This is a genomic window from Bacillus nitratireducens (genome assembly GCF_001884135.1).
In the GTDB taxonomy this organism is placed as follows: Bacteria; Bacillota; Bacilli; order Bacillales; family Bacillaceae_G; genus Bacillus_A; species Bacillus_A nitratireducens.
The window spans coordinates 476,702-501,271 of the sequence record NZ_MAOC01000020.1 but is presented as its reverse complement, the minus strand read 5'-3'; the positions used below and the strand labels follow the sequence as shown (position 1 = coordinate 501,271).

Below are 24,570 nucleotides of genomic sequence, written 5' to 3'. Positions count from 1 at the left end.
GCGTGCTGGATCTTTTCATTCCCCTGCAAGAAGGTTGTTTTTACGGTTGTGGCACCTTTGTTCCATAGACTTCCGATTTTATCGGCAAAGCTTTTTGCTGTGGAGGCTACAAAGTTTACACCTTCTGTTACTTTGTGGCTGGCTGTTTTTATACCATCGACAGCTGCTTTTTAGTAGATACTTTTTATTTTCTCAATCTAACGAAATATTAACTTTTTTATTATATCTTATTTCTATACTAAGACGAAAAAAGCACTTGTTGCCTTTAGTCGACAATCAAGCGCTTTAAGTTCATATGTTTTTAAGTAGCATAAATTTGTAAATCTTGCAGTAAAAATACGATACCTTTTGTATGTCATAAAAACTACTACGTTAAAACTTACGAGTTTGTACGAGTTCATTAGTTTAATATACATTCCATGTGTTTATATTCATCACCCAGTAAAATGTCATCTCGCCTAAGCTCGTACTTCGTTTTCTATTCTATCATTGCACATAGTACTCCATGATGGTACAACCATCATGAAGTACGTACTTTCTAACAGCCTATGCTTTTTTTCACTGCAAATATACTTTATTTTTTACTCATCTACATATATGCTTGTTATCTTTAACCATGCACCACAACTTTTGACATTCTCATGTGTAAAGTCACTGTAATTCATTTCGTATATTTGCTTAACCTCTTAAATTATTAATTACAATATACAAAAGTTAATAATTAAGGATTCTTCAATCCATTAATAAAATCCTTAAAGCTATTAGCTATTTTATACGTATTTTCTTCTTCACTAGAATGTGGAAAATAAAAAGAGTGATCCCAATAATATACACCATGGTTTTCAGTATCTGTAATAAGTACAATTAACCCTGAACTCGGATCATCTCCTATTATTAAACTGTTCGGTAACATATCTTCTTCAAACTCTTCATAGCATTCACTTAAATCAAAAGTTTTTTTACACCTATACCATACAAAACATCTAAAGGGATTTCCTGATTTAATTCTTTAACAAAAAATTTACTATACCTAACTTTCGAAGTCCCTCCGTTATATTCACTTAAAAAATTTTTATAATCTTCCGGAAGTAGAAATCCTAAAAACTCTTCTAATTCTTTAATTGATTCTTCAGTTGCTTTACCAAAAGCATTTAAATTCATTTATTTCACTCCTATTTAATCTTTTAACTTCTTAGCTAATGACATTCCACCCATATGTCGAAATCTTCTGTGCATCTCTTTACTAACTTCTTGCATTGTTGTTAAATCTTGATGATGGTGCCATGTGTTTTCATCTAATTTTGGTCCATTTGGAGCTAATTCATCAGCCTTAGCAAAATCAATGTCATATCTATTAAATTCACCTATCGGAACTTCTTGTCTTACCAACCCAGCAGATTTAAAGTCGGGAAAACCTCCAGGATAAGAAACTCGATTTGGAGGAATCTCCCAATCAATATAAGTCCATATTCCTTCCTCACTAATTTCGATTTTCCCACCTTTTTTCTGCCATTTTTCAGGATCCCTAGAATATAAGAGTTTAGTAGATAATTGTTCCTCTGTAAACTTTACTATTTCTGGATTTTTACCCGTACCCTTAACAACCTTACTCTCCATATACTGATAAGCCTCTTTCAGAGAATACTGTCCTCCTCCTGAGACATTTCCTACTCCAGCCATGGCGAAGCCTTTTCCCTCGCCTGGGATCCATTTGTATTCCAGTAATGTTTTTACTGCGTGCTGGATCTTTTCATTCCCCTGCAAGAAGGTTGTTTTTACGGTTGTGGCACCTTTGTTCCATAGGCTTCCAATTTTGTCGGCAAAGCCTTTTGCTGTGGAGGCTACAAAGTTTACACCCTCTTTTACTTTGTGGCTGGCTGTTTTTATACCATCGACGGCTGCTTTTCCAGCTTTTCCGGCTACCATTGTTACGCCTTCGCCTAGTCTTTTTCCTGCTTTTACAATCGTCTTCCCAAAGCTAGAAGCGACATACTTTATTCCTTTTCCAGCAAGACTTGCCACTTTTCCAACAGGAACAAAGTTTAGGAGTGTCCATCCTGCGGCGATGAGTCTTTCTTTTGATGATAATTCTTTTCCTGTAATAGGATCTTTACCGGTAACTGCACGAATTGCATCATTTACTCCAATGAATTCAGCTGCTCCTTCTATTCCCTTTTCCCACCATGATTTTTCATGTTTCTTTTGTATGGGTTTCTTTCAATTTTCCGGTTTGTTTCTTTTGATATTCTTCATCTGCTTGACGAAACTTTTGAGCAATACGCCGTAATTCTTTTTCTGTAACTTGTAAGTTACGTATGTAAGATTCCATGAGTCTCATTGATCTCATATATTCCCCATAAAAATGCTGACTCGTTGCCCCTTGCCATTGCATTTGAATACTAAACATAGATTGATTGAGATTTTGTTGTATATTCTGGCTGTGTGTTTGCATCTCTGATATGTTTTTGGCAATTTGTTCGAGTTGTTCAGGTTTGACCTGGATCTCCAAACCTTCCTCTTTTTTATACCAAAAAGAAATAGAACTGCATCAATTTTACTTATTCTCTTTAAAGAAAACATCAAAAATACTGTTATCACAAATCGCTTCAATTTCTTCCTTTACAAATAATTTTTGAAATTTTGTTCCTGGGTTCAATATGACATTTGCCTCTAAATCTATCGTCTTCAATAATTCAACTGCATTCATTGAGACATACGGACATTCTTCTGGAATAACCATTTCTAAATGTTTCAAATCTGAATACAGTGGTAATATTAATCCTTCTTCCATTTCAAAATAATGAATTAGCAATTGTGTATTATCAGTTGAAACCAAATCCCCTTCTTCATCTACAGTTGTATCTCCTTCGACAGAAGCTACAACGTATAAATTTGATTTCTGTAACATCTCATAAAAACGAACTCTTTTTTCTTCATTCTGTAAAGCTTCCACTAATGCCTCATCTAATGGGCAAATTTCTAGTAAACTCATTAATATTCACCCCTATTTGGAATAATTTCGCCATCTTACTGAAAGTAAGATGGCGAATTTTAAATCCGATTATTTTTGAACATTAATAACTGGTACTTCTTTTGTATTATTAGTTTTATTCACTAGATTTAAGTAGAAATGTGATACTGTAGTAGTATAATATGGCGAAATCCAAAGATATGGGAGATTTAGTGTAAATATTCCCACCAATGAACCTAAAATAAACCAACCAATGAAACTTAACCAAGTGATAAATAAATCTAACTTATGTCCTTTCATCATCACTTTACTTTTTTTAATTGCTTCACTTGCTGTACATTCTGGATCCTCTAACATAATGTAGTAAGCCATAGAATAAGAGAAAAATTTAATAATACCTGGAACAATGAATAAAAGACTCCATAAGCTAATAAATATTGTTTGTAAGATACCTAGTTTCATAGCTCTAAATATATTATTTGAATTGAAACCAGCAAATAAATCACCAATTGTGGTAGATTCATTTTTCGCTAAACCTAATGTGATATTATAATAGCCGTAACTCATAACACTTTGTACAACAATGTAAAGAATAAAAATAATAGCCCATATAATAATTTGAGATAAAATAACTCCAAAATTAATTTGAGGTTCGCCATATGAATAATATACAAGGTTCTCTGGTCCTAAAACGTCTATGAACAAACCAAAAATTAGAAATACTACTATACCGATGAAATACATACTTGCTGCGGGAATGAGGTAATTAAGAAACGTTGAACCTACCCCTAATCCCCATCGGCCTTTCAATGAGGATAATGCTTCCCTTTTTAAATTGCTAATCATCTTTTTTCCACCTTTCAAATTCTTTATTATGCAAAGTGTGACTTTAATGAATAATTAATGAGTTTAGTAGAATTCAAATTTCTACTAAACTCATTAATACTTACTCCTTATGCGAAATTTAAATCTAATTATTTTTGAACATTCATAGCTTTAATTGTATCTGCTTTCTTTTTTGCTTGTTTAGTTATTTCCCCATTAATAGCATTTGCATATTTATCACGAGTTAAAAATTCAAAACATTTATATGCATTATTCGTATCATTTGACGACATGTATCCTACACCTTTATTCAGCATTATTAAAGCTACCGTATTCATCCATTCTTTTGCATCTGCTTCTGGATATCCTAGTTCCATCGAATGATAAGTTAATTCAATCGCTGAAGCTAAATCTTCAATCGTATCTTTCTTCCCGCTTACATTTGCAGCATCAAATGTACTCAAGTACTCAATTTTCGCTTTTATCCCATCCTTAATTCCTAACTCTTCAATTCCTGGTGTTTTATATAAAATTTGATATTTGTTTAATGCAGCTTTATATTGAGTTTTTTCTAATTCTTTTGCTTCTTTGATTACACGACTAGTAACATCAGAAAATCCTGTTTTTTCAAGAACACCACGGGAAGCTGCTTGACCATAATAATGTAAAGCATTATCAAGGCTCGTTTGTCCTTCTTTATTTGCTTCATCACCTGCTAATTGTACAAGTTGAATTCCCTCCATTTTTCTTGATGCATTATCAATCATATTCATACCACTAATTTGACCAATCGTTTTATCAATATCTTTCAACTGTGCAAGTAATGTGTATGAAGGTAATACTGTTTTTCCTACTTCACTTTGCCATCCTGTCGTTCCATTTATTTTATTCCATATCAATTCTTCTTTTTTCTTCTCCCCCTGCATCCATCATTTGATTCATTGATGCGCTTACATCAAGAAGATAAATTATATACGCTGGTGTTTGTTGTGTTGCTTGTGTTTGATATAGCATGTTTCATACCCTTCCATACATTATTATATGAACTATTTTTATATTCATATTTTATTATAACTTATGAATTTTCTTTTTCTCAATTCATTATAAAATTTTCTTGATATAATTTACATTTTTTCACACAAAAATCCATTATTATCTCCTTTAACTTATGTTGAAATGCATAAAACCCTTCTATAATATAGAAGGGTTTTAATGTTATGGCATAAGACGTGTACAATCTCTCGGAAAAGCGCTCGCCTCTCGTACGTTTGTTAATTCTAAAAGTTTATATACAACCCTTTCTAATCCAATTCCAAAACCGCCATGCGGTGGACAACCATATCGGAATGTATTTAAATAAGATTGAAATTTCTCTGGATGTAATCCTTTTTCTTTAAAAGATGCGAGTAACATTTCATGATTATGAATACGCTGTGCACCTGACGTTATTTCTAATCCTTTATATAATAGGTCAAATGAATCCGTTTCGGCTTCGTTCTCCTTATTCGGCATTGTATACATCGGTCGCGCTTCTTTCGGATAATGTGTAATAAAGACAAATTCACTATTATATGTTTCCTTCACATATTTACCTAATAGCTTTTCACCTTCTGTATCTAAATCCCCAATCGGCGATTCTTTCCGGTATTTATTTTTCAAAATATCTTGTGCTTCTAACAATGTGATTTTAGGTATTTCTGTAATAACAGGTACTTCTATTTGTAATAGTTGTAGTTCTTTTTCACAGATTTTTGCTACTTGTTGAAACATATATCGTAAAACATCCGTTTCTAATTGCATCACTTCATAAAAATCATGAATAAATCCAAGTTCTACGTCTAACGATATATATTCATTCAAATGACGGGAAGAATTATGGTGTTCCGCTCTGTAAACAGGTGCAACTTCAAAAACACGTTCTAACCCTCCAGCTACCATCATTTGTTTATAAAACTGTGGTGATTGCGCTAAATAAGCTTCTTTTTGGAAGTATGGAAGCTTAAAAACATTCGCTCCTCCTTCTGCCCCTTGCGAAACAATTTTTGGAGTAAATATACGTGTGAAATCGTTCTCTATAAGAAATTCACTAAAGCTCTGAACAAGTGTAGATTTCACTTTAAATATCGCCGCGATTCGCTCATGTCTTAATGATAATACCCGCTCATTCAGTAGTTGATCTAAGCCAACTTGTAACTTCTTTTTATTTATTTCAAATGGAAGTGGTTCTGCGCCATTTAATATTTTCACTTCATGTGCAAGCACTTCAACCCCTAATTCTGTTTTCGAAGTCTCTACTATTTGACCAACTATTTGAACGACACTTTCCACATCTACTTTATATCCAGCTAACCCGTTTTCTAATACACATTGAATAACTCCCGTTCGGTCCCGTAATAATAAAAAACTAACATTACCTAGATGACGAACCTTTTTTACCCATCCTTGAAGTAATACAACCTTTCCGCTTTGTTCCTTACATTCTTTTGTGAGTGAACGCTTCATTATTGCATCCATTACATTTCCCTCCATTAATTTTATTTTTATTTACGTTATTGTTGTTGTCATCGGCATCATCCACGGTCACTCACCTCCTTTCAAAGAATACAAAAATCCGCCCCTATAAATAGGGACGGATTTTCCGCGGTACCACCCAAATTGTCATAATGACCATCTTAGCCCTGATAACGGTAGGTACCGTTTGCTTTTACTAATTATCACGTTCAAAGCAACACTCACAGGTGTCTTTCCATCATGCGGTATCGCAATCTTCTCAACAACCGATTGCTCTCTGTAGACCTTTGCACCATGTACTTTTCCTGATCATCACTTTTTATATTTACAGAGTATTCTATCTCTTTACTTTATAAAACGCAAGCCCTTTTAGAAAAATATTTCAATTTCTCACTAAACAAACCCCTTCTAAAGATATGTAATATGAACATTGAACTCTATACAATTATCATTTGACAGCTTAGAAATATGTCACTTTACCTATAAGTTAGCCGCAGTTCGAAGCATAACTTGGTCAAATTGATACTAATAACCTTAATAAAAGAGAAAGTGGAACTGACACTTCCGTGAGTTAATAGGTCACTGTGCTCTCTTGATATGCTTTCTTTACCCGTTCAATTTGAGCGAGGTGTCCTTGTATATGTTGAAGATCTTTCAAATGAAAATAACCTTAATCTCGGATACATAAATTATTTATTAACAAAGGCGTTCTTTGGAAGGTTTATCCAAATATATATAGAAATGTGAAAAAGTAAATTTTAATCTGACCAAAGGAGATGAAGAAATTGTTTAAAAAATTCGGTATAGGAGTATTTTCTACAGCAATTGTATTAAGTGCCAGTATAGGTTTTTCAGGTATTGTATTAGCAGATAGTCCCTCTGCAAATGAACAAGTTAGGAATGGAGACTTTGAGGATGGGCTAAATAACTGGATTTTATCTAATCCTAATTCTTCTACCGAGAATATCGGCACTTCTGAACCAGGCAATCATTATCTCAAATTAATACATGCAGACACAGCCTATCAGCTTGTTACTGTAAAGCCGAATACAGAATATACATTAACATTTGATATAGCGGGAAGTATAGTTTCCCCATCAGAAGTAACAGTAGGTAATCTGAATGCCAATCAAGAAATCGTTCCATTAACAAAGAAGCAGTATACAGGATTTAAGCCGGAACATCATGAAATAAAGTTTAAAACAGGGGAAGATGTGTCAAACTTTGCTGTCAAACTTGCTTCTACAACAAATGGGAGGGTTAAGTTTGATAATGTACAATTAAAGGAAAAGGAGAAATCTTATATTTTTAATATTGATTTTGACTACAATTCAAGTTTAGAACCTTTTAAACTTGAGGGCTATATAAATTACAATATTGAAGAGCATGCAGGAGTAAATAATTCTAAAGGACTTCATTTAAGTGGATATGGCGGTGGATTTAGGGGGAGAGTAACTTTGAAGCCTAATACTACATACATACTGTCCGTATCTGGAAAAGTAACTACTCCTGGTAGAAGTATATACGTAGAAGCAGGGGGGCCTGATGTAATAAAAGTAGTCGGCATTGGATTTACTTCCTCACAGTATGAACAAAAATCGTTCGAATTTACTACTCGAAATTATAGTTCTCCAAGTCCAAACATCATCATTTTTACTGATTCCGTATTACCAGGCGATGATAATGAATATCTTCATGCCTATCTTGATGATATCGTACTAGTTGAAAAGTAGCCATATGCCTATCGACTTGAGACTTTGAAATGTATCCAAAACGAAGTTTGTTCTTGCTACATTTATTTATGGGAATTCAGCTCGTTTTTTCATTTTGAGGAACAATGAATTTCTTAAATTGATGGCAATGTGATGCTATCCCTAAAAGTCGCGACTTTATTAAAAAGCGACATTAAAAATATTCTTCAAATCATGGAAGCATAAGTTGGCCAAAACGGCCAGCTTATGCTTCTTTTTACAAAATATTTTTTCTTTCTCAAATCCATTCAATTTCATTTTTTCCATTTTATTACATAAAATAAGCATTTCCCACGCATATTATTATTAAAGTTTTATCGGAGGTGTACATATGAAAAAAACAATTAGTTTCTTTCTCCTATTATTATGCTTAGTTGTAGTTAATGAAACATACGCCTATTCACCAAAATCTTTACCAATCTCTCAAAACTCTGATCAATGGCAAGTGAATATTGATGAACCGAAAAAAACAAGTAAAAATATGCTTCAAGCTAAAAAAGATAAATTTCAAACATATCAATTTTCAGTAAAGAATGTTGGAGAAAACGAAGTATATAACGTACAAGTTGAAGTCTTCCGCAATGAACCAAATATGAAAACAAAATACGAACTCTTTTCCCTAAAAGAAGGTCGTCTAGCAAGTGGAAAAACTGGATTTAGACATGCTAACTTCCCTGTTTCTACAAAATCAGATGCGGTTGACGTTATAATCACTTGGCAAGAACACCCTTTCCGATCTATGCGAAACGGCCAAAAAGTTGAGTCTAGAAAATTTAAAGAGCATTTTGTTTTTAAAGAAGCAGTAAAATAAACTTATTGGTATATGTACATTATTACCGATACCAATAAGTTTTCCAGTACCAGTTCTTAAGCAAATTAAAAAGTCGTGGCTTATAAACGCCACGACTTTTTATATTAATTTGTGCTAATTCCTCTCGCTGCCCAAATGCGATCAATTTCAGCCGCATGTTGTCCGCCATATAAAAGAGCATCCGCTTGCTTAATTGCTTTTGCCCCGTCACGGAATTTAGCATTTGGCGTTAATGACCAATGTGATTGTAAAATAATTTTTGTTGCCACATCACGTCCAAAAGCTTGTGCCATCTCATATTGACCTTGTGCCCAAATTTCCCCATCATCATGTACCTCATTTGTAACATCTTTCGGATACACTTTATTCGTATCTAATCGGCGCAAACACGTCGGATCTGAACTAGAATAAGCAGTCGCATCCCATTCTCCAACACATGCTTTTCCGTATCCTGTTGTCGATACTGCATCTTCATACGTAGCACCTAAGAAGTCTCCAAACCCTTCTCCCATCGCTCCACCTTCTGGTGAACTTCCGAATCCTGGTACTTGATTATCTTGAATAGAATGACCATATTCATGCGCGATAATGCCCGCATCTTCTGCGTCATCTACACCGCCAGTACCAAAAGTTAAAGCTTTCGTTGATGGAGAATAGAATGAATTATCGTCAGTTGTACCATTTACATTTACTTTAATCGAACGATTATTAATATTTTTAAAGCCTAATCCTTGAATGTAACGCTGTAATGTATCAATATGATAATATGACATAACATCTTCAAAACTATCATTTGCACGTGTATAGTTAAATTGTAAATTTGTAGATTTCGTCTTCGCTTTTGAAGAAATCGTGACATACTCCCCAATTAAAGATCCGCTACCATCTAGACCTTTTAAAGTAACGGTCTTCAATTGATTCGTTAGAGCTGTAGAATCTGCATCGTTATTATCTTTTAAGCCTACTTTACTACCACTAGATACGACTGGATTAGGTAAAAATACTTTTCCTGATCCTTCTGCTTTTCGGTTTATATCAACCTTTTTAATTAACTTTCCATTTTCTGCGTCAATAAATGTTTCCCATGCACCGAAAGGTTTATTAGAATGGACTAAAACTTTGTATACTGGGATAGCTACTCCATCCTCAATAATATATCCAAACTCTTTCTCTGTAGGAGCCCATAAGTTTTGCTCGCTTTCTCCTCCAACATACGCCATTGATTTTTGTTCAGCATCTTTTTCACTAATCTTATTCGCTATTTCTTTCACACTTTGAACTGCCTGGTAATCAGAAACAGCAAGTAATCCCTGCCCCTGTCCATTAATAGTAACTGTAATTTGTTTTGAAAATACAGGGGCACCATTAACAACTTGCTGAAACCTAACATATGAAGCTACTGACGTTTCTGTTGTAGAAATATATTGTAAGTCTGAAAGGTCTGCCTTCAATCCATATTCCGTAGCATGTCCTTTTAAATATTCAATTGCTTTTTTCTGCGGCGAATAAGCTTCTAGCTTTACTTGCTGCTGTTTTTCCAATGCCGAAACCGTAGAAATCGTCCCCATTACTAATGGCACAGTCATTGCCATTGCCACCATTTTTTTGTTTAACATAAAACCACTCCCCCTAATAAATTGAAACCTTTACCCCATTCCCAGTGGGCTATTACTGTCCACAAGTAGCCGGATAAAAATTGAATCTACGAGTAATTCTATACAAACAATTCTATTACCTTTACATTTTGGGTAAGTGAAATTTTCTCAATATTTATGTGTAAAATGAGAAAAATACTGTAGAAATATATTTTTACAGTATTTTATTTAGGTGCTATGAAGAAAGAAATTTTCTAGAGGCTCTATCGAATGGATTATGAGGAAATTGGCCGGATAAATTCCCATCATACAAAAAGGAAGTTGGAATCATTCCAACTTCCTTTTTCTTTAATGAGCCGCGCTTAATTTAATTCGGACTTTTGTCTCACCTAAAGATAATTCATCATCTTCATTCGTTAAGTTTCCAAATGTAAATCGCTTAACGAGTAAGTTTTCTTCCAACAACTCTTTATGGTTCGTTAATGTTCGCTTTAGTTCTTCCGCTGTATCAAGAATAACATCGACTCGTAAATTAACCGGTAAATTCAACTGTTTACGATATTCTTGAACCGCTCGAATGAATTCGCGCGCTACTCCTTCTTGTAACAATTCTTCCGTTACATTCGTATCTAACATAACTGTATATTGTCCGTTAGTCGTATTAGAGAATCCTGATTTTGCAACTTTCTCTACTAATACATCTTCAGCTGTTACCACTACTTCTTCTCCTGGTGCTACTTCGTAAACAGCTCTTTCTGTAGATACAAAGTGTTGTACTTCTTCTTTTGATAATTGTTTTAGCCAGCCATTTACTGCATTCACACTTTTACCAAACTTCGGCCCAGCTGTTTTAAAATTCAGCTTTAATTGATAGGACGTGTATTTCGTTTCATCGAGTTCAACATGGAACGCTTTTACATTTAGCTCATCCATTACAATATCACGATAAGATTCCCAATCCATATCATTTTCATTATGCGCTAGTAATACAAGTTCTGCTAACGGCTGTTTTACTTTTAATGAATGCTGATTACGATTACTTCTTCCAAGTTCAACAACTTGTAAAACAGCATCCATTTCCGCTTCTAATTTCGGCTGAAGTAGTGATTCATTTACAACTGGATAATCCTCTAAATGAACGCTACTTCCAGTTAAATTCAAATGAATATCTTCAGCGACAAACGGTGTAAATGGTGCAATTAATTTACTAATTGTCACAAGTACTTCATGAAGTGTCTCATACGCAGCTGCTTTTTCAGCATTCATACCAGACTCCCAGAAACGATTACGTGATCGTCTTACGTACCAGTTACTTACTTCATCTACAAGCGCCGCGATTTCACGAGCTGCATTCGTAAATTGATAATCATCAAGTGCTGTTCTCACTTTTTTCGTTGTGCTATGCAATCTTGATAATACCCATTCATCCAATTTCGTTCGCTTTACATCATAGGTTTCATTCGGATTATACTCATCTAAATTTGCATATAAAACGTAGAAGCTATACACATTGACTAACGTATCTACAAATTTAGATTTCGCTTCCAGTACTGTTCTTTCAGAAAAACGCTTTGCATTCCACGGAGCACTGTCAACAAGTAGAGCCCATCTTAAAGCATCTGCACCAAACTGATTTACTAAATCGACTGGATCTAGTGCATTTCCTTTACTTTTAGACATTTTCTGTCCTTCCTCGTCTAGAACATGCCCTAGTGATAACACTCGTTTATAAGGTACTTTTCCTGTATATAGTGCTGATACTGCTAATAAACTATAAAACCATCCGCGTGTTTGATCAATGCCTTCTGCAATAACATCCGCTGGAAACTGTTCTTCAAATAACTCTTTATTTTCAAATGGATAATGATATTGTGCAAACGGCATCGAACCACTATCAAACCAAACATCAATTACTTCTGGTGTACGATTCATTGTACTTCCGCATTTTTCGCAGCAAACTTGCACTTCATCTACATACGGCTTATGCAATTCTAAATCTTCAGGTGTTTCTTTCGTACTATGCTTTCTTAATTCGGCAATGCTTTTCGGTGCGAATTGATGATCGCAGCTTTCACATTCCCATACGTTTAAAGGTGTTCCCCAATATCTATTCCGGCTAATATTCCAGTCCACCATGTTTTCTAAAAACTTACCAAACCGGCCATGTTTCATATGGTCTGGATACCACGTAACAGAATCATTATTTCGTAAAAATGTTTCTTTAATCTCAGTTGTTCGGATTAACCAGCTTTCTCCTGCATAATAAAGTAATGGTGAATCACAGCGCCAGCAATGCGGATAGCTATGTTCATATTTTTCTTTATGATATAGTAACCCTTCTTTCGCTAAATAACGAACGATATCCACGTCACAATCTTTTACAAACTTACCTTTAAGAAATGGTACTGCATCCGTATACTCACCTTTCTCATCTACAACATGTAAGAACGACAATCCTTCACTTTGAACGACTCTATAATCGTCCTCCCCATATGCTGGAGCGATATGAACAAGTCCTGTACCACTATCTGCCGTGACAAAATCTGCTGCAATTACGTGGTACCCATTCGTAACTTCCTTCATCGGAAACGGTGCTGTATAAGATGTGTTTACTAATTCTTCGCCTTTATGAACAGATAATACTTCATAGTTTTCTTTTAATACATCTTGTACACGTTCTTTCGCAACAATGTATACATGACCTTCTTGTTTCGCTTTCACGTATTCCATATTTGGATGTACAGCGAGCGCAACATTTGCTGGAAGTGTCCAAGGTGTCGTTGTCCAACCTAGGAAATACTCATTTTCACTATCTTTCACTTTAAACTTAACTGTTGCACTTAAATCTTTTACTGTTTTATACCCTTGTGCAACCTCATGTGAACTTAATGAAGTTTGACAGCTTGGGCAGTATGGTGAAACTCTATGCCCCTTATACAATAATCCTTTTTCATGAATCGTTCCTAAAATATGCCATACACTTTCGATATATGGATTCTCTAACGTAACGTATGGATCATCCATATCTACCCAATAACCGATGCTTTCAGTGAATTCACGCCACTGCTTCTCATATGTGAATACACTTTCTTTACACTTTTGAATAAATGGCTCAATTCCATACTCTTCGATTTCATGTTTACCAGAAATACCGAGTTGCTTCTCAACACCTAATTCTACAGGTAAACCGTGTGTATCCCATCCCGCTTTTCGTAACACTTTATATCCAGCCATCGTTTTATATCTTGCTACTACATCTTTAATTGTCCGTCCAAGCGCATGACCTACATGCGGTAATCCATTCGCCGTTGGTGGTCCTTCATAAAATACAAAAGACTGTGCGCCTTCTCGATTCTGAATTGATTGCTCGAAAATACTTTGCTCGTTCCACTGCTTACGAATACGTGTTTCTCTCCCTACAGCTGACTCTTTTACATCTACTTTCTTCATCTACAATCACTCCTTTGAATGTTTTAAAGCACACAAAAAACCCGTCCCTATGAAGTAGGGACGGGTTTAACCGCGTTACCACCCTAATTCTATTAGCTCTTCGCTAATAGCACTTAGCAACGTACTAACATACGCGTTCTTTGTAACGGTAGACATCCGTCCGAGCTTACTTTATTCAGCCACGGCTCCTCGGAGATGATTTTCAAATAACGTCTGCACACCGGCTTTCAGCAATACACCGGCTCTCTGGAGAACAGTTCACTGTTTTACTCTTTCTCGTCTTCAGATTTGTATACTTTATTAAAAGTTATTTTATGCCATTGGGCAATTAATTGTCAACTAATTCAAAATATATTTTTATTTATATCCTTTTTATCTATTTCTATACAATTAATTTTCAAATTCTCGTAATCCCGCTAAATCTTCATCTTCCTCTGCAAGTTCAGCAAAGAATCCCGTCTCATCTTCACGAAGCACAATTTCAAGTTCTTCTTTCGCCTCTTCATTTCTGTTTAATAACGCTAAGTAGCAAGCGTGGTCGTATCTTGCTAACAAGTGTGTAGCATCAATTTCTAATATATCATTTGTTATTTTTTCTGCTTTGACAGTTCGCCCAGCTCTATGATACGAAGATGCTAAAGCAATAAGAATTGCCGTTTCATTTGGATGATCTACAGCAGCATCTTCTAATAAATGAATCGCATCCTCAAACCTCTCTTGACTTTGGTATATTTCTGCTAAAGTAAGGAATCCTCTACTTACAAACGGTGTTTTTCCCGTTAATTGTAAACATATTTTTTCTGCTTTTCTTTCTTCCCCAGCTTTCAAGAATACTTGTGCTTGCAAAAGAAGCGTATCATAATCATCCGGTAGTTCTCGAACCATTTGCTTCGTTAATTCCAAAGCATCTCGTAACATGCCTTCTTCTTCACACTCAATGAAAAGATTTACAAGTTGCTTCGCTACATCATAATCCCATTTATTTTCTAGCGATGTTTGCAATACTTCTATTGCTTCTTTATTCATTGCCGCATTCTCGTAAAATATTGCAAATCGCCTCGCTGCCATACTATTTTTCGGATTTAATTTTAACGAGATTTCATATAAATCAATGATTGTAGTAATCATTGAAATTTCTTTCGCGCGATTTTTCATACGATAAAAAGCTCTCGTAAATATAGATTTTTTCGGCTGTTCATTTTGTTGGCGTTCAATCCATCTTTCTGTAATCGCAGCTGCTGCATACATAAATGCCATACTTCTTTCTGCTTTTTTCACCTTTAACGTATGAAGTGCGTCTCGTATTTGAGATATTTTTTTATGTTGTTCTACTGCTTTTACATATACATCAAATATACGTTCATTATTTAATTCTTTATGCATTACTTTCATTGCAACTTCAATTGCACTCGCATCTCTTTTTTTCACTAATACTTTCGCATAATGATATAGAACTTCTGTATGTCCCTCATCTAATTGTAGCGCTTCTTCAATTCGCGCCTGTTCTTTATCTATTTCATTCATCGCACCATATACATATGCAATCGCATCTAAACGCCATATTTCGGGTACTTCTCCTGCTAATTGTTCTAATTCAGTCAGCAAATCTTCATGAAGATTCAAATCTACTGAAAGCTGTGCCAAATATTCTATATTAATATGCAAAGGCTCTTCTTTCATCGCCTGGACCATATGACTTTGTTCTTTAGAACGATCTTCTTCTTTTTCGTATATTTCTGCTAGTTGCAAATGTACAGCTGGGAAGTTTTCATCCAGCTCTAAACATATTTCATACGCTTGCTTTGCTTCTGTCAATTGTCCTAATGCCATATATGTTTCGCCGATTCGATAATATGGCAAAGCAGTTCTCTTTTGTTCGATTGCCTTATTGTATCTCTTCATTGCCTGATCATACTGTCCAATAGATTCATATAAAATACCAGCATAACAACCGTATTCAATTACTTCCGTTTTTTCTTTTTGTAACGTTCTTAAAAATGCTATGCCTCGTTGCACGAAAGCTGTTCCTTTTATTCTATTTACATACTCTTCTAACACGTTCTCTATATTACTGTATAACTTTCGTATACCGTCCTCTAATTTAGAAAGTGCAGTTTTCAACTCAGATTCATTCCCGCCTAACGCAATTTCAGCATCCCACAGCACCATACCAGCATTCATAAGGAAATCTTGATTGCCCTCAAATTGCTTATTGATACTAACAATATAATTTTTTGCATCCTCATATTGTTCCTTAGCCATGTATACTTGAATTAAACCAAAATGAGAATATACATCTTCATTATTTTCTTCTAAAGAGCGCTTATAAATAGTTTCCGCTTCTTCAAGTTCATCATTTTGAAAATAAAAATCTCCTAAACGAACATATAAAGACGCCTGATCTTCACAATTTTGAATTCCTTGTAATAAAATTTCCTTCGTACTTTTCTCATCATCCAAATCTGATTCATAGATTTCCGAAAGCTTCGTATATAAATAGGCTGCTGTTTTATCTAATTGAATTGCTACTTTAAGTCCTTTTACCGCCAAATACACTTTTCCTAAATGTTGAGCACATCTTGCACGTTCATACCAAATGTGCGCTTCATACTTATATTCTTTTAATAAATCATTAAAGAATCCATATGCTTCTTCATATCGTTCTAAATCTATTAAAATTAAACCGTGATTAACAAGTGTAAACCTTTCTGGGCTACGTTCTATAGCTGTTAGAGAATACTCTATCCCTTTTTCGGATTGATCCATATACATGTATGATAATGCTAAGAAACTCCACGCAACTGGTTGGTCTGCATCCAGTTGTAATGATGAACGAAAACTAGCAATCGCTTCTGCATAATTATCTTGCTCAAAAGAATACCGTCCATTTATAAAATGATACAACGCTTGATTGCTTTTCTTCTCCACACTTTGAAGCATATGTCCTGCTTTTTCCATATCTTGCAGACGAATAAAACACTGTGCACTATGCAATTTCACAAAGTCAGAGCTCGGAAACTTTCCCATTAATTTTTCTATACAAAACTGAATAAACTCTTTATCTACTTCCGCATCTAAATGTTTAATCGTATATAACCAAGTGTTTGGATTTTCACTTGTTTCTTTTAAAAATAGTACTAACTTTTCAATTCCCTCTTTATCTTGCTCAGCTAAATGATCAGTAAGAGAAAAAATTGATTTATAATAATTATGTTCTTCCTCATCTAAAAATGAAAGTTGTTCCATTCTATCTTTTGGTGTAAAAGTAATAGCTAAACAATCTGTATAACGATATTTTTCTTGCAACTTATCATATTCCACAAAAATCGGTTCTAAGAAATTCGGATCTTGAATATAAAAAGCTTGCAGCACGTCGTCATAACCAGAAAGTACTTGTACATGGGAAGCGTGCTCAATATCTATACTTAATAAAACGGGAATACCTTGATCAAGTAATCTCTTATAATTTTCCACATTCCCTTGAAAATAACGATATTCGTAACCTTGCTCCTCTATATATGTAACTGTATCTGAAAACTTAGAACCTGTTACATCAAAAATATGTTGTGCTATTTCATCTTGCGTACGTTTTTCTCCCCATACCCCTAACATCATTTCTAAACTTGTCGGAACGCAGTAGTTATCCTTTTGTACAACCGGAACTATTGGTAAACGAACCTTTTTTCCATCAGGATTTTTTTCTATATGATGATATAGAGAATTTTTCAAACTCTTTTCACTTTTCAATAGTGCTTGCAAATCGTGAATATTATTTATTTTATAAAATGCCTCTGCACGTAAATGTATAAAATAAGTTGTATATGCATGATGCGGAAGCATGTGATTAATTTTATCTATTACCGCTAACATTTCTTCATAGCGCTCTAAATCTAATAAATATTTTACTTTCTCAAAATAGAAATATGGTACTTGAGGGAACTTTGCAATCGCATCATTTATGAGTTGTAACGCTCGTTGCTGTTCACCTTTATATGCATATAATTGCGCCAATAGGTACGTAGCTAACTCTTCACAATCTTTATGCTGCTGACCGGCTAAAAGTTGTTCCTCTGCCTTCTCCCACTCACCAGTCTGTATATATAAGTAACCCCATTTATCAAAAACTGCACGTGTACTATACTTTTCCGCCTTTTGCATATAGGCATAGGCCTCTTCATTTCGCTTCATATCTAACAAACATCTAACTAACGTAAAATATGCTTTCGTTAAAACGTCCGCATCAGTTTCCTCTTCATTTACCTCTTCCAAAGAATCTTTTAATAATTGTTCAGCATCAAGGATTTTACGCTCATCAATTAACTCATCACAATATAAAGAGAGCGTTCTCATATTAGAGAATTTTTTATAAGTATAACGAATTAAAAAGGAGCTATATTGATGCATCAAACCTTCATCAGCAAGGCGAATTAATGTATCAAACTCCGCAAATGATGAAACGTTAGAAAGCCAGGTCTTCACGTATGATAACTTATTCGTTTCTTTTATATGTGCAATTTCATTATTTATCTCATGTAATCCATCTACAAATCTCTTTTCTTTCAAACAAACTTCTAATTGTTTAAAATCTAGCATGTATTCACCTCAAATAATTATTTATACTGCCATTTGCAAGCAGTATTCTAACCTACTTGCTTAGATTTTACACATCATATAGTACGCATTCAACTAAAACCTCATATAATGAACGATATTATTTAATATTATTCAAGTTTTTAACTAAATATCTTAAAAACGATACTTTTTCTCGTTATTTTGTTTAATTTGATGAAATAACATGTATTATTCGAAGATGAATTTTATCTTCTTTTTTGAGGCTTTATTCAGTGGATGAAATTATATTAACGATTTCCTGAATATATCTCTTGTAACTTACAATAGATCAACGATTTGATAAGATATATCGATTTACCGACAAATCTTGATAATAATGGTAACCTATCCACATTAGAAATGTAGCAATTCTCCTTCTCCCTTACTTTTCTAATATGATATTTACTTCTTTATTTCACCAAATGTAATTTTCATATTCGGAGCATATACTAAAGATGAATGCATATGAAATGCTTTAAAAAACCGTAGTTCCACTTCATATTGAGCTAGCGCTTCTTCATATGTTAATCCTCTGGCCATTAAACGTTCTATAAATTGCTGTTTATCACCCGGATTGCCTGCAATCCCCTCTTCTTTTAGAGAATTATATAATCCTTGCTTATCATTTTGATTTAAATTAGAATCTAAAAAATTCACTTTATCACTTACTCTACATTCAATATTTTTAACACCCAATTCACTTAAATACATTGGTATTTTCATGCCAATGTTGCCATCTCTACCGTTTCTCTGTGTATCTCTTTCAAATAATCTCTGCAAAACACCTAGCTGGATAATTTCCGATTGATTCTCTCCATCTAATACGTATGAAGACATATTTGACATCCAATGTGGTTCAAAACAGATTATTTTACCACCTTGTTTAATTGAATGTATCATCTTCTCTAGCATCGTTCTTGGGGAACTCATATGTAATAAGAAAGCCTGACAGATTGCTATATCGTATTTATTTTTCAATTCAATTTCTATAGCATCTCCTTTAATAAATTCTGATTCATATGGAAGCGAACGAAACAACTCTCTCGCTTCAGCTATTAATGCTTCCCCGCTATCAATACCTGTATACTTTGATCCATTTGGAAGTAACGGCAACAAAACTAAGCCTAAATAACCATATCCACAACCATAATCAACAATATGTACCGGTTCAGTAATCTTCCAAACTGTATTCACTAAAAAACTTAAATAATCATCGTTATAATATAAATCTCTCGTATTTCTTAAATACACTAGCTTACTATTCCAATCATATTTTTCCAAAACCCACGCCTCCTTTTATATACAAAACTATAGTTCTCCATTTAATAAATGTATTCCTATGTTTCTAAAAATTTTAGAGATGTTTAATTTTAATTGAAACGTTAAATTGTACATGTTCTTTACTCTCCACCTATTTGACAAACTAATTTTGAAAAAAATAAAAAGGATTACATACCTGAAACGATATATAATCCTTTTCATAATAATATTGAGATAAGCAGAAGTTTAAATAGTACAATCACAATCTGAGCAATCGGTACAATCTATTACGTCACAATCTAAATTTCTCTTTTTTTTGCTTCTTTTTAAATAAAAATATAGTAGCACCATAAATAATACGCAGATAACAAAAGCTATTGTTGCTTCTATATATTTTTCATGAATAATAAAACCAATTCCACTTCCACCTGATATAAAAATTAGAATTATATAAATCCAAAACATGTAAGTAGCTACCTCCGTTGATATGCGGTTTAAGATGTAATCCATATAATACTAGATGCAATAAATAGTCCCATACCATTACCGCTTAATAAGCCGGTAGTTACTCTTAGCAAATTTGTGCTGCTTCGCCATTTCCACTTTTGGGTGAATCCATCAATTAATAATGGAATTTGAGCAAAAAAGGATAGCATGAATGAGAGACTAAACGAAGGTGTTATTAAAAAATAAATTGGAAACATACATAAACCAATAAACATACCTGAGCATCGCGCACATAAAGGCATGTATTTTTGTAGTTTAAGAAAACTCCTTTCCGGTAGTCTATGACAAGGAATGTGTAAAATGAAACCTCGAATCAATACGGACCATCCTCTCTACAAATATTTTAATTGATTTCGCAACAAAATTATAGATTTCTTACACTTCGCAGCGTATAACATTTTATAGATAAGAATTTATTCAAGAGAATACAAAAAGAAAAATCAGGTTAATGATCGCCTGATTCTTCTTTTTGTTACAATATTACACTTTAATTTGATCTGCAGTTTATTAGTAAAGTAATATGAATATTTCTCACGGCGCATAAGCACAAAATTATTATTTTACATCTCCTCAGGTGCCTCCACACCAAGTAAATGTAACCCCTCTTTTAATACAACCGTCACAGCATACACTAATGCAAGTCTGCTGTCTTTTTCTTCGCTCTCTTCTAATATACGAACATTACCATAATATTTATTAAACGATTGTGCTACATCTAATACGTATTTCGAAATGATTGATGGCTCATTTTTGTTGAAGGCTGCTTCAATTACTTGTGGGAATTTATTAAGTAATTTTACGACACTCCAGCTATAATCATCTTTTAATGCAAACGTACACGTTTCAAATTCTACACTTTCTTTTCTTAAAATAGAGCAAGCACGTGCATGTGTGTATTGTACATACGGTCCTGTTTCCCCTTCAAATTTCAACATATTTTCTAATGAGAATTCAATATTATGCATACGCTCATTTTTTAAATCGTGGAAGATAACTGCTCCAACACCTACTTGCTTTGCCACTTCTTCTTTTTGTTTTAAATTCGGATTTTTCTCTTCAATATTTTGTTCCGCAAGTGCAACAGCTTCTTCTAGCACTTCTTCTAATAAAATAATTCTGCCCTTACGTGTCGACATTTTCTTACCGTCTTTTAATATGAATCCAAACGGTACATGTTCCATTCCATCAACCCAAGTAAAGCCTAGCTTTTTTAATACAGTGAAAAATTGATTAAAATGTAAACTTTGTTCTGGTCCAACTACATAAAGTGCTTTATCAAATCCATATGTGTTTTGACGATATAAAGCCGCCGTTAAATCACGTGTTGCATAAATAGTCGCACCATCTGATTTTCTAATTAAGCATGGCGGCATTCCCTCTTCTTCTAAATTAACGACTAATGCGCCTTCTGATTCTTCAAGCAAATCATGTTCTTCTAAAATCCCAATAAAATCTTCCATTAAATTATTATAAAAAGCTTCTCCTTGAAAATTAGTAAATTCTACACCGAGAAGTTCGTATATGCGAGAAAATTCTTTTAAGGATTCGTGACGGAACCAATTCCAAAGCTCGACTGCTTCTTCATCACCTTCTTCTAATTTCTTAAACCAAGCACGACCTTCTTCTTCTAGTTCTTCGTTCTCTTTTACCTCTTCATGGAATTGAACATATAACTTAAACAATTCACGTATTGGATCCTCTTTAACTACTGCTTCATTTCCCCATTTTTTATATGCGGTAATTAATTTTCCAAACTGTGTTCCCCAATCGCCAATATAATTAATCCCTACAACTTCATAGCCACATTTTTCGGCGATATGTTTCAGCGAATTTCCTATCATTGTAGAACGTAAATGCCCCATCGAAAAAGGTTTTGCAATATTTGGGGATGAGTAATCAATAACTACCGTTTTTTCACACCCAAAGTGGTTTTGACCGTACTCTTCTTTCTTAGCTAAAATCGTTTTTAATACTTCATCACTTACAGTTTCACGGTTGAAAAATATATTTACATAAGGACCAACGGCCTCTACTTTCGTAAAGAACGGATCATTTAATTTTTCTGCAACTTCCTTTGCGATAATAGCTGGTGATTTTTTATATTGCTTCGCTAGTGAAAAGCATGGGAACGCTGCATCTCCGAATTCATCTTGTTTTGGTGTTTCAATTAAATCTAAAATTTGATTTTTCTTTAATTCATTCGTAAAAATATTCGATAAACTTTTTGCAAACTGCGTTTTATAATCCATACTACAACCTCCTTATTTTTTGAATACAAAAAACTCGTCTCTAAAAAAGAGACGAGTTTTAACCCGTGGTACCACCCTTGTTGTTCATTACGAACCACTTTCCCGTTTATAACGAGGACAGGGGGCCTCGGCTTACTCTACTATTCATTCAAGAAGCATCTCCGAAGTGCGCTTCATCTTTTTCTTCCGCACTAGGCTCACACCACCCCTAGCTCGCTTTCCTTCTGAAAAAGACTACTCTCTTCATCACCGACAGTATATTTAATTAATTATTGCTTATTATACATCTTTTCACACAATTAGCAAGGGTCAATTACACCAAAGTGAAACTTAGCACTTTTTCTTTTGTATACGTGAAAATTATGTTTTTCAAATCTAGAACTACGGAAATGATCTTTCAGAACGACACGCTTTTTCGCCACACGCTTCGCTTCCGCAATTGTTTCGTCAGTAATATCATGATACAAAGCGAAGTGTTTTAACCCTTTTATTCCATCTGATTCTATGACAGTTTCTTCAAACATCGGATCGAGGTAAACAACATCATAACTATTGTCTTCACATTGCGTTAAAAATGCAAAATGCTCTGTTTGCTTTACATCGATTCTTTGCATTGCCTCATCAATTTCTGCAACGGACGAAGACCAAGTTTGCAAGCCTTTTTCCATTATGTAAGCCATATATTCATTTCCTTCAAGTCCTGTTACTCTTCCGCCTTCACCAACAATATAACTAGCTACAATACTATCTGATGCCATACCGAGCGTACAATCTAACACTGTCATTCCGCGCTCTAGTTTAGCAGCTTGTACAAACGGATCGTGCTCTCCGCGCATTAACCTTTTTACACGAAACATCGCTGAGTTCGGATGAAAGAAAAACGACTCTTCCGTACCTTTCGGATAAATAGCTAATCGATTTTTCCCTACAACCAGCACATCTTGTTCATGCTGTTCATGCAATTTATGTACAGGTATATCATTACGTATAACGAAAGAACTATTTAATTCTGCTGCTACCTTATGTGCATAAGCTGTCATTTCTTTATTTGTTCTTCCTGCTGTTGTTACTATCATTGTTTCACCTCTATATAAAGAAAAGAGGGAGATTCACTCTCCCCCTACTTTAGCAATTCTTTTCGAAAGCTTGTTCTAAGTTCGTAATAATTTCGTCCATAGTTGCACCTTCAATTTCATGACGGTGAATGAAGTGAACAACTTCTTTTCCTTTTAATAATGCCATAGATGGTGAAGATGGAGGAATTTCTCCGAAGTATTCACGCATTTTAGCAGTAGCATCTTTATCTTGACCTGCAAATACAGTTACAAGATGCTTAGGTTGTTTTTCAGCACGTACAACCGCTTGACCTGCTGATGGGCGCGCTAAACCAGCTGCACAACCGCAAACTGAGTTTACAACTACTAAAGTTGTACCTGTTGCGTTTTCCATAAATTCTGTTACAGCTTCTTCTGTAGTTAACTCTTCAAATCCAGAACGCACTAATTCTTGGCGCATTGGAATTACCATTTGACGCATGTATTCTTCATAAGCATTTGACATCTTGTATCTCTCCTTCAACTTTCATTCCAAATTCATCATATCACGCTCTATTAATAGGTGCAAAAGAAAGATAACGATGATTTCATTTTTTTGTAGGGATTTCACAAACCCCTTCACGGCAGTGTCCAACTGGGACAAGTTTTCTATTGTTAGCGATATAATCGTATACTTTACTTCCAAATCCAAGTACGATAGATAGCTTTATAAAAGGCACTGCAAACCAATAAGATGGAACGGACTTTGCTAATACGTTAATGCTATGAATTCCGTCATACCACTTATTATTTTTTAAAATATACAATCTTTGTTCCATCTTACTTTGTAATTCTTGAGACAGTTCATACTTCTCAACTACATCTTCATCTCGAAATGAAACAAATTTCATCTTACCCTTTTTATCTAATCTTTTCGTACGCTCTGCAACTGCTGTACACATCGGACACCAACTATCATAGAAAACAATCATACA

General features: G+C 34.4%; 17 protein-coding genes, 4 pseudogenes and 3 other annotated features. Of the genes and pseudogenes, 2 read left to right on the top strand and 19 right to left on the bottom strand.

Features of this window, described 5'->3' with window-relative positions; genetic code table 11:
• From BAU23_RS31095 to aspS, 9 genes and pseudogenes are all read right to left on the bottom strand, one after another.
• Positions 1–170: pseudogene (locus BAU23_RS31095) on the bottom strand (WXG100 family type VII secretion target); the annotation flags it as partial.
• A 551-nt stretch (positions 171–721) separates the two neighbouring features.
• Positions 722–1,161, bottom strand: a pseudogene (locus tag BAU23_RS08125) (SMI1/KNR4 family protein).
• A gap of 15 nt (positions 1,162–1,176) precedes the next feature.
• On the bottom strand, positions 1,177–1,446 hold the full coding sequence (locus BAU23_RS30515; RefSeq protein WP_078179046.1) for an HNH endonuclease: 270 nt from the start codon (positions 1,444–1,446) through the stop codon (positions 1,177–1,179).
• 138 nt (positions 1,447–1,584) lie between these two features.
• Positions 1,585–2,509, bottom strand: a pseudogene (locus tag BAU23_RS30510) (WXG100 family type VII secretion target); the annotation flags it as partial.
• A 45-nt stretch (positions 2,510–2,554) separates the two neighbouring features.
• Positions 2,555–2,992, bottom strand: a complete 438-nt coding sequence (locus BAU23_RS08110; protein WP_071734021.1) for an SseB family protein — start codon at positions 2,990–2,992, stop codon at positions 2,555–2,557.
• A gap of 69 nt (positions 2,993–3,061) precedes the next feature.
• Positions 3,062–3,817, bottom strand: coding sequence for a DUF975 family protein (locus BAU23_RS08105; RefSeq protein WP_071734019.1), 756 nt, complete (start codon positions 3,815–3,817; stop codon positions 3,062–3,064).
• A gap of 128 nt (positions 3,818–3,945) precedes the next feature.
• A pseudogene (locus BAU23_RS08100) lies at positions 3,946–4,689 on the bottom strand (hypothetical protein); the annotation flags it as partial.
• Complete coding sequence (locus tag BAU23_RS30800) at positions 4,682–4,810, bottom strand: hypothetical protein (RefSeq protein ID WP_276327595.1); 129 nt, start codon at positions 4,808–4,810, stop codon at positions 4,682–4,684. The gene BAU23_RS30800 and the pseudogene BAU23_RS08100, both read right to left, overlap by 8 nt.
• 201 nt (positions 4,811–5,011) lie before the next feature.
• On the bottom strand, positions 5,012–6,310 hold the full coding sequence (gene aspS, locus BAU23_RS08095) for an aspartate--tRNA(Asn) ligase (RefSeq protein WP_071734018.1): 1,299 nt from the start codon (positions 6,308–6,310) through the stop codon (positions 5,012–5,014).
• A 108-nt stretch (positions 6,311–6,418) separates the two neighbouring features.
• Positions 6,419–6,629, bottom strand: a binding site (T-box leader).
• A gap of 463 nt (positions 6,630–7,092) precedes the next feature.
• Between aspS and BAU23_RS08080 the strand changes: the two genes are divergently transcribed.
• Together BAU23_RS08080 and BAU23_RS08075 are read left to right on the top strand one after the other, a co-directional pair.
• The gene (locus BAU23_RS08080) at positions 7,093–8,040 is read left to right on the top strand and encodes a carbohydrate binding domain-containing protein (protein WP_071734015.1); all 948 of its coding nucleotides are present in this window, start codon (positions 7,093–7,095) and stop codon (positions 8,038–8,040) included.
• Between the two features lie 349 nt (positions 8,041–8,389).
• Complete coding sequence (locus tag BAU23_RS08075) at positions 8,390–8,869, top strand: hypothetical protein (RefSeq protein ID WP_071734014.1); 480 nt, start codon at positions 8,390–8,392, stop codon at positions 8,867–8,869.
• Positions 8,870–8,973: 104 nt separating this feature from the next.
• Here the strand turns inward: BAU23_RS08075 and BAU23_RS08070 are convergent, their stop codons facing one another.
• From BAU23_RS08070 to BAU23_RS08025, 10 genes are all read right to left on the bottom strand, one after another.
• Positions 8,974–10,485: a M36 family metallopeptidase gene (locus BAU23_RS08070; RefSeq protein ID WP_000932731.1), complete on the bottom strand. Its 1,512-nt coding sequence runs from the start codon at positions 10,483–10,485 to the stop codon at positions 8,974–8,976.
• 327 nt (positions 10,486–10,812) lie between these two features.
• Entirely contained in the window at positions 10,813–13,914 is a 3,102-nt protein-coding gene (gene ileS / locus BAU23_RS08065) for an isoleucine--tRNA ligase (RefSeq protein ID WP_000754921.1), read from the bottom strand.
• A 53-nt stretch (positions 13,915–13,967) separates the two neighbouring features.
• Positions 13,968–14,206, bottom strand: a binding site (T-box leader).
• Between the two features lie 98 nt (positions 14,207–14,304).
• The gene (locus BAU23_RS08060) at positions 14,305–18,507 is read right to left on the bottom strand and encodes a bacteriocin-processing peptidase family protein (protein ID WP_071734011.1); all 4,203 of its coding nucleotides are present in this window, start codon (positions 18,505–18,507) and stop codon (positions 14,305–14,307) included.
• Between the two features lie 420 nt (positions 18,508–18,927).
• Positions 18,928–19,806, bottom strand: coding sequence for a class I SAM-dependent methyltransferase (locus BAU23_RS08055; protein ID WP_000417081.1), 879 nt, complete (start codon positions 19,804–19,806; stop codon positions 18,928–18,930).
• Positions 19,807–20,031: 225 nt separating this feature from the next.
• Positions 20,032–20,250, bottom strand: a complete 219-nt coding sequence (locus tag BAU23_RS08050; RefSeq protein ID WP_000498597.1) for a hypothetical protein — start codon at positions 20,248–20,250, stop codon at positions 20,032–20,034.
• Positions 20,251–20,279: 29 nt separating this feature from the next.
• Positions 20,280–20,609: a DUF2085 domain-containing protein gene (locus tag BAU23_RS08045; protein ID WP_002094625.1), complete on the bottom strand. Its 330-nt coding sequence runs from the start codon at positions 20,607–20,609 to the stop codon at positions 20,280–20,282.
• A gap of 243 nt (positions 20,610–20,852) precedes the next feature.
• The gene (argS, locus tag BAU23_RS08040) at positions 20,853–22,541 is read right to left on the bottom strand and encodes an arginine--tRNA ligase (protein WP_071734009.1); all 1,689 of its coding nucleotides are present in this window, start codon (positions 22,539–22,541) and stop codon (positions 20,853–20,855) included.
• A 44-nt stretch (positions 22,542–22,585) separates the two neighbouring features.
• Positions 22,586–22,800 (bottom strand) — a binding site (T-box leader).
• A 40-nt stretch (positions 22,801–22,840) separates the two neighbouring features.
• Positions 22,841–23,617: a class I SAM-dependent methyltransferase gene (locus tag BAU23_RS08035; RefSeq protein ID WP_000637431.1), complete on the bottom strand. Its 777-nt coding sequence runs from the start codon at positions 23,615–23,617 to the stop codon at positions 22,841–22,843.
• Positions 23,618–23,666: 49 nt separating this feature from the next.
• Positions 23,667–24,101 (bottom strand): BrxA/BrxB family bacilliredoxin, encoded by a 435-nt coding sequence (locus BAU23_RS08030; RefSeq protein ID WP_071734007.1) that lies wholly within the window; start codon positions 24,099–24,101, stop codon positions 23,667–23,669.
• 82 nt (positions 24,102–24,183) lie between these two features.
• Positions 24,184–24,567 (bottom strand): thiol-disulfide oxidoreductase DCC family protein, encoded by a 384-nt coding sequence (locus tag BAU23_RS08025; protein ID WP_000634904.1) that lies wholly within the window; start codon positions 24,565–24,567, stop codon positions 24,184–24,186.
• Positions 24,568–24,570: the final 3 nt, after the last annotated feature.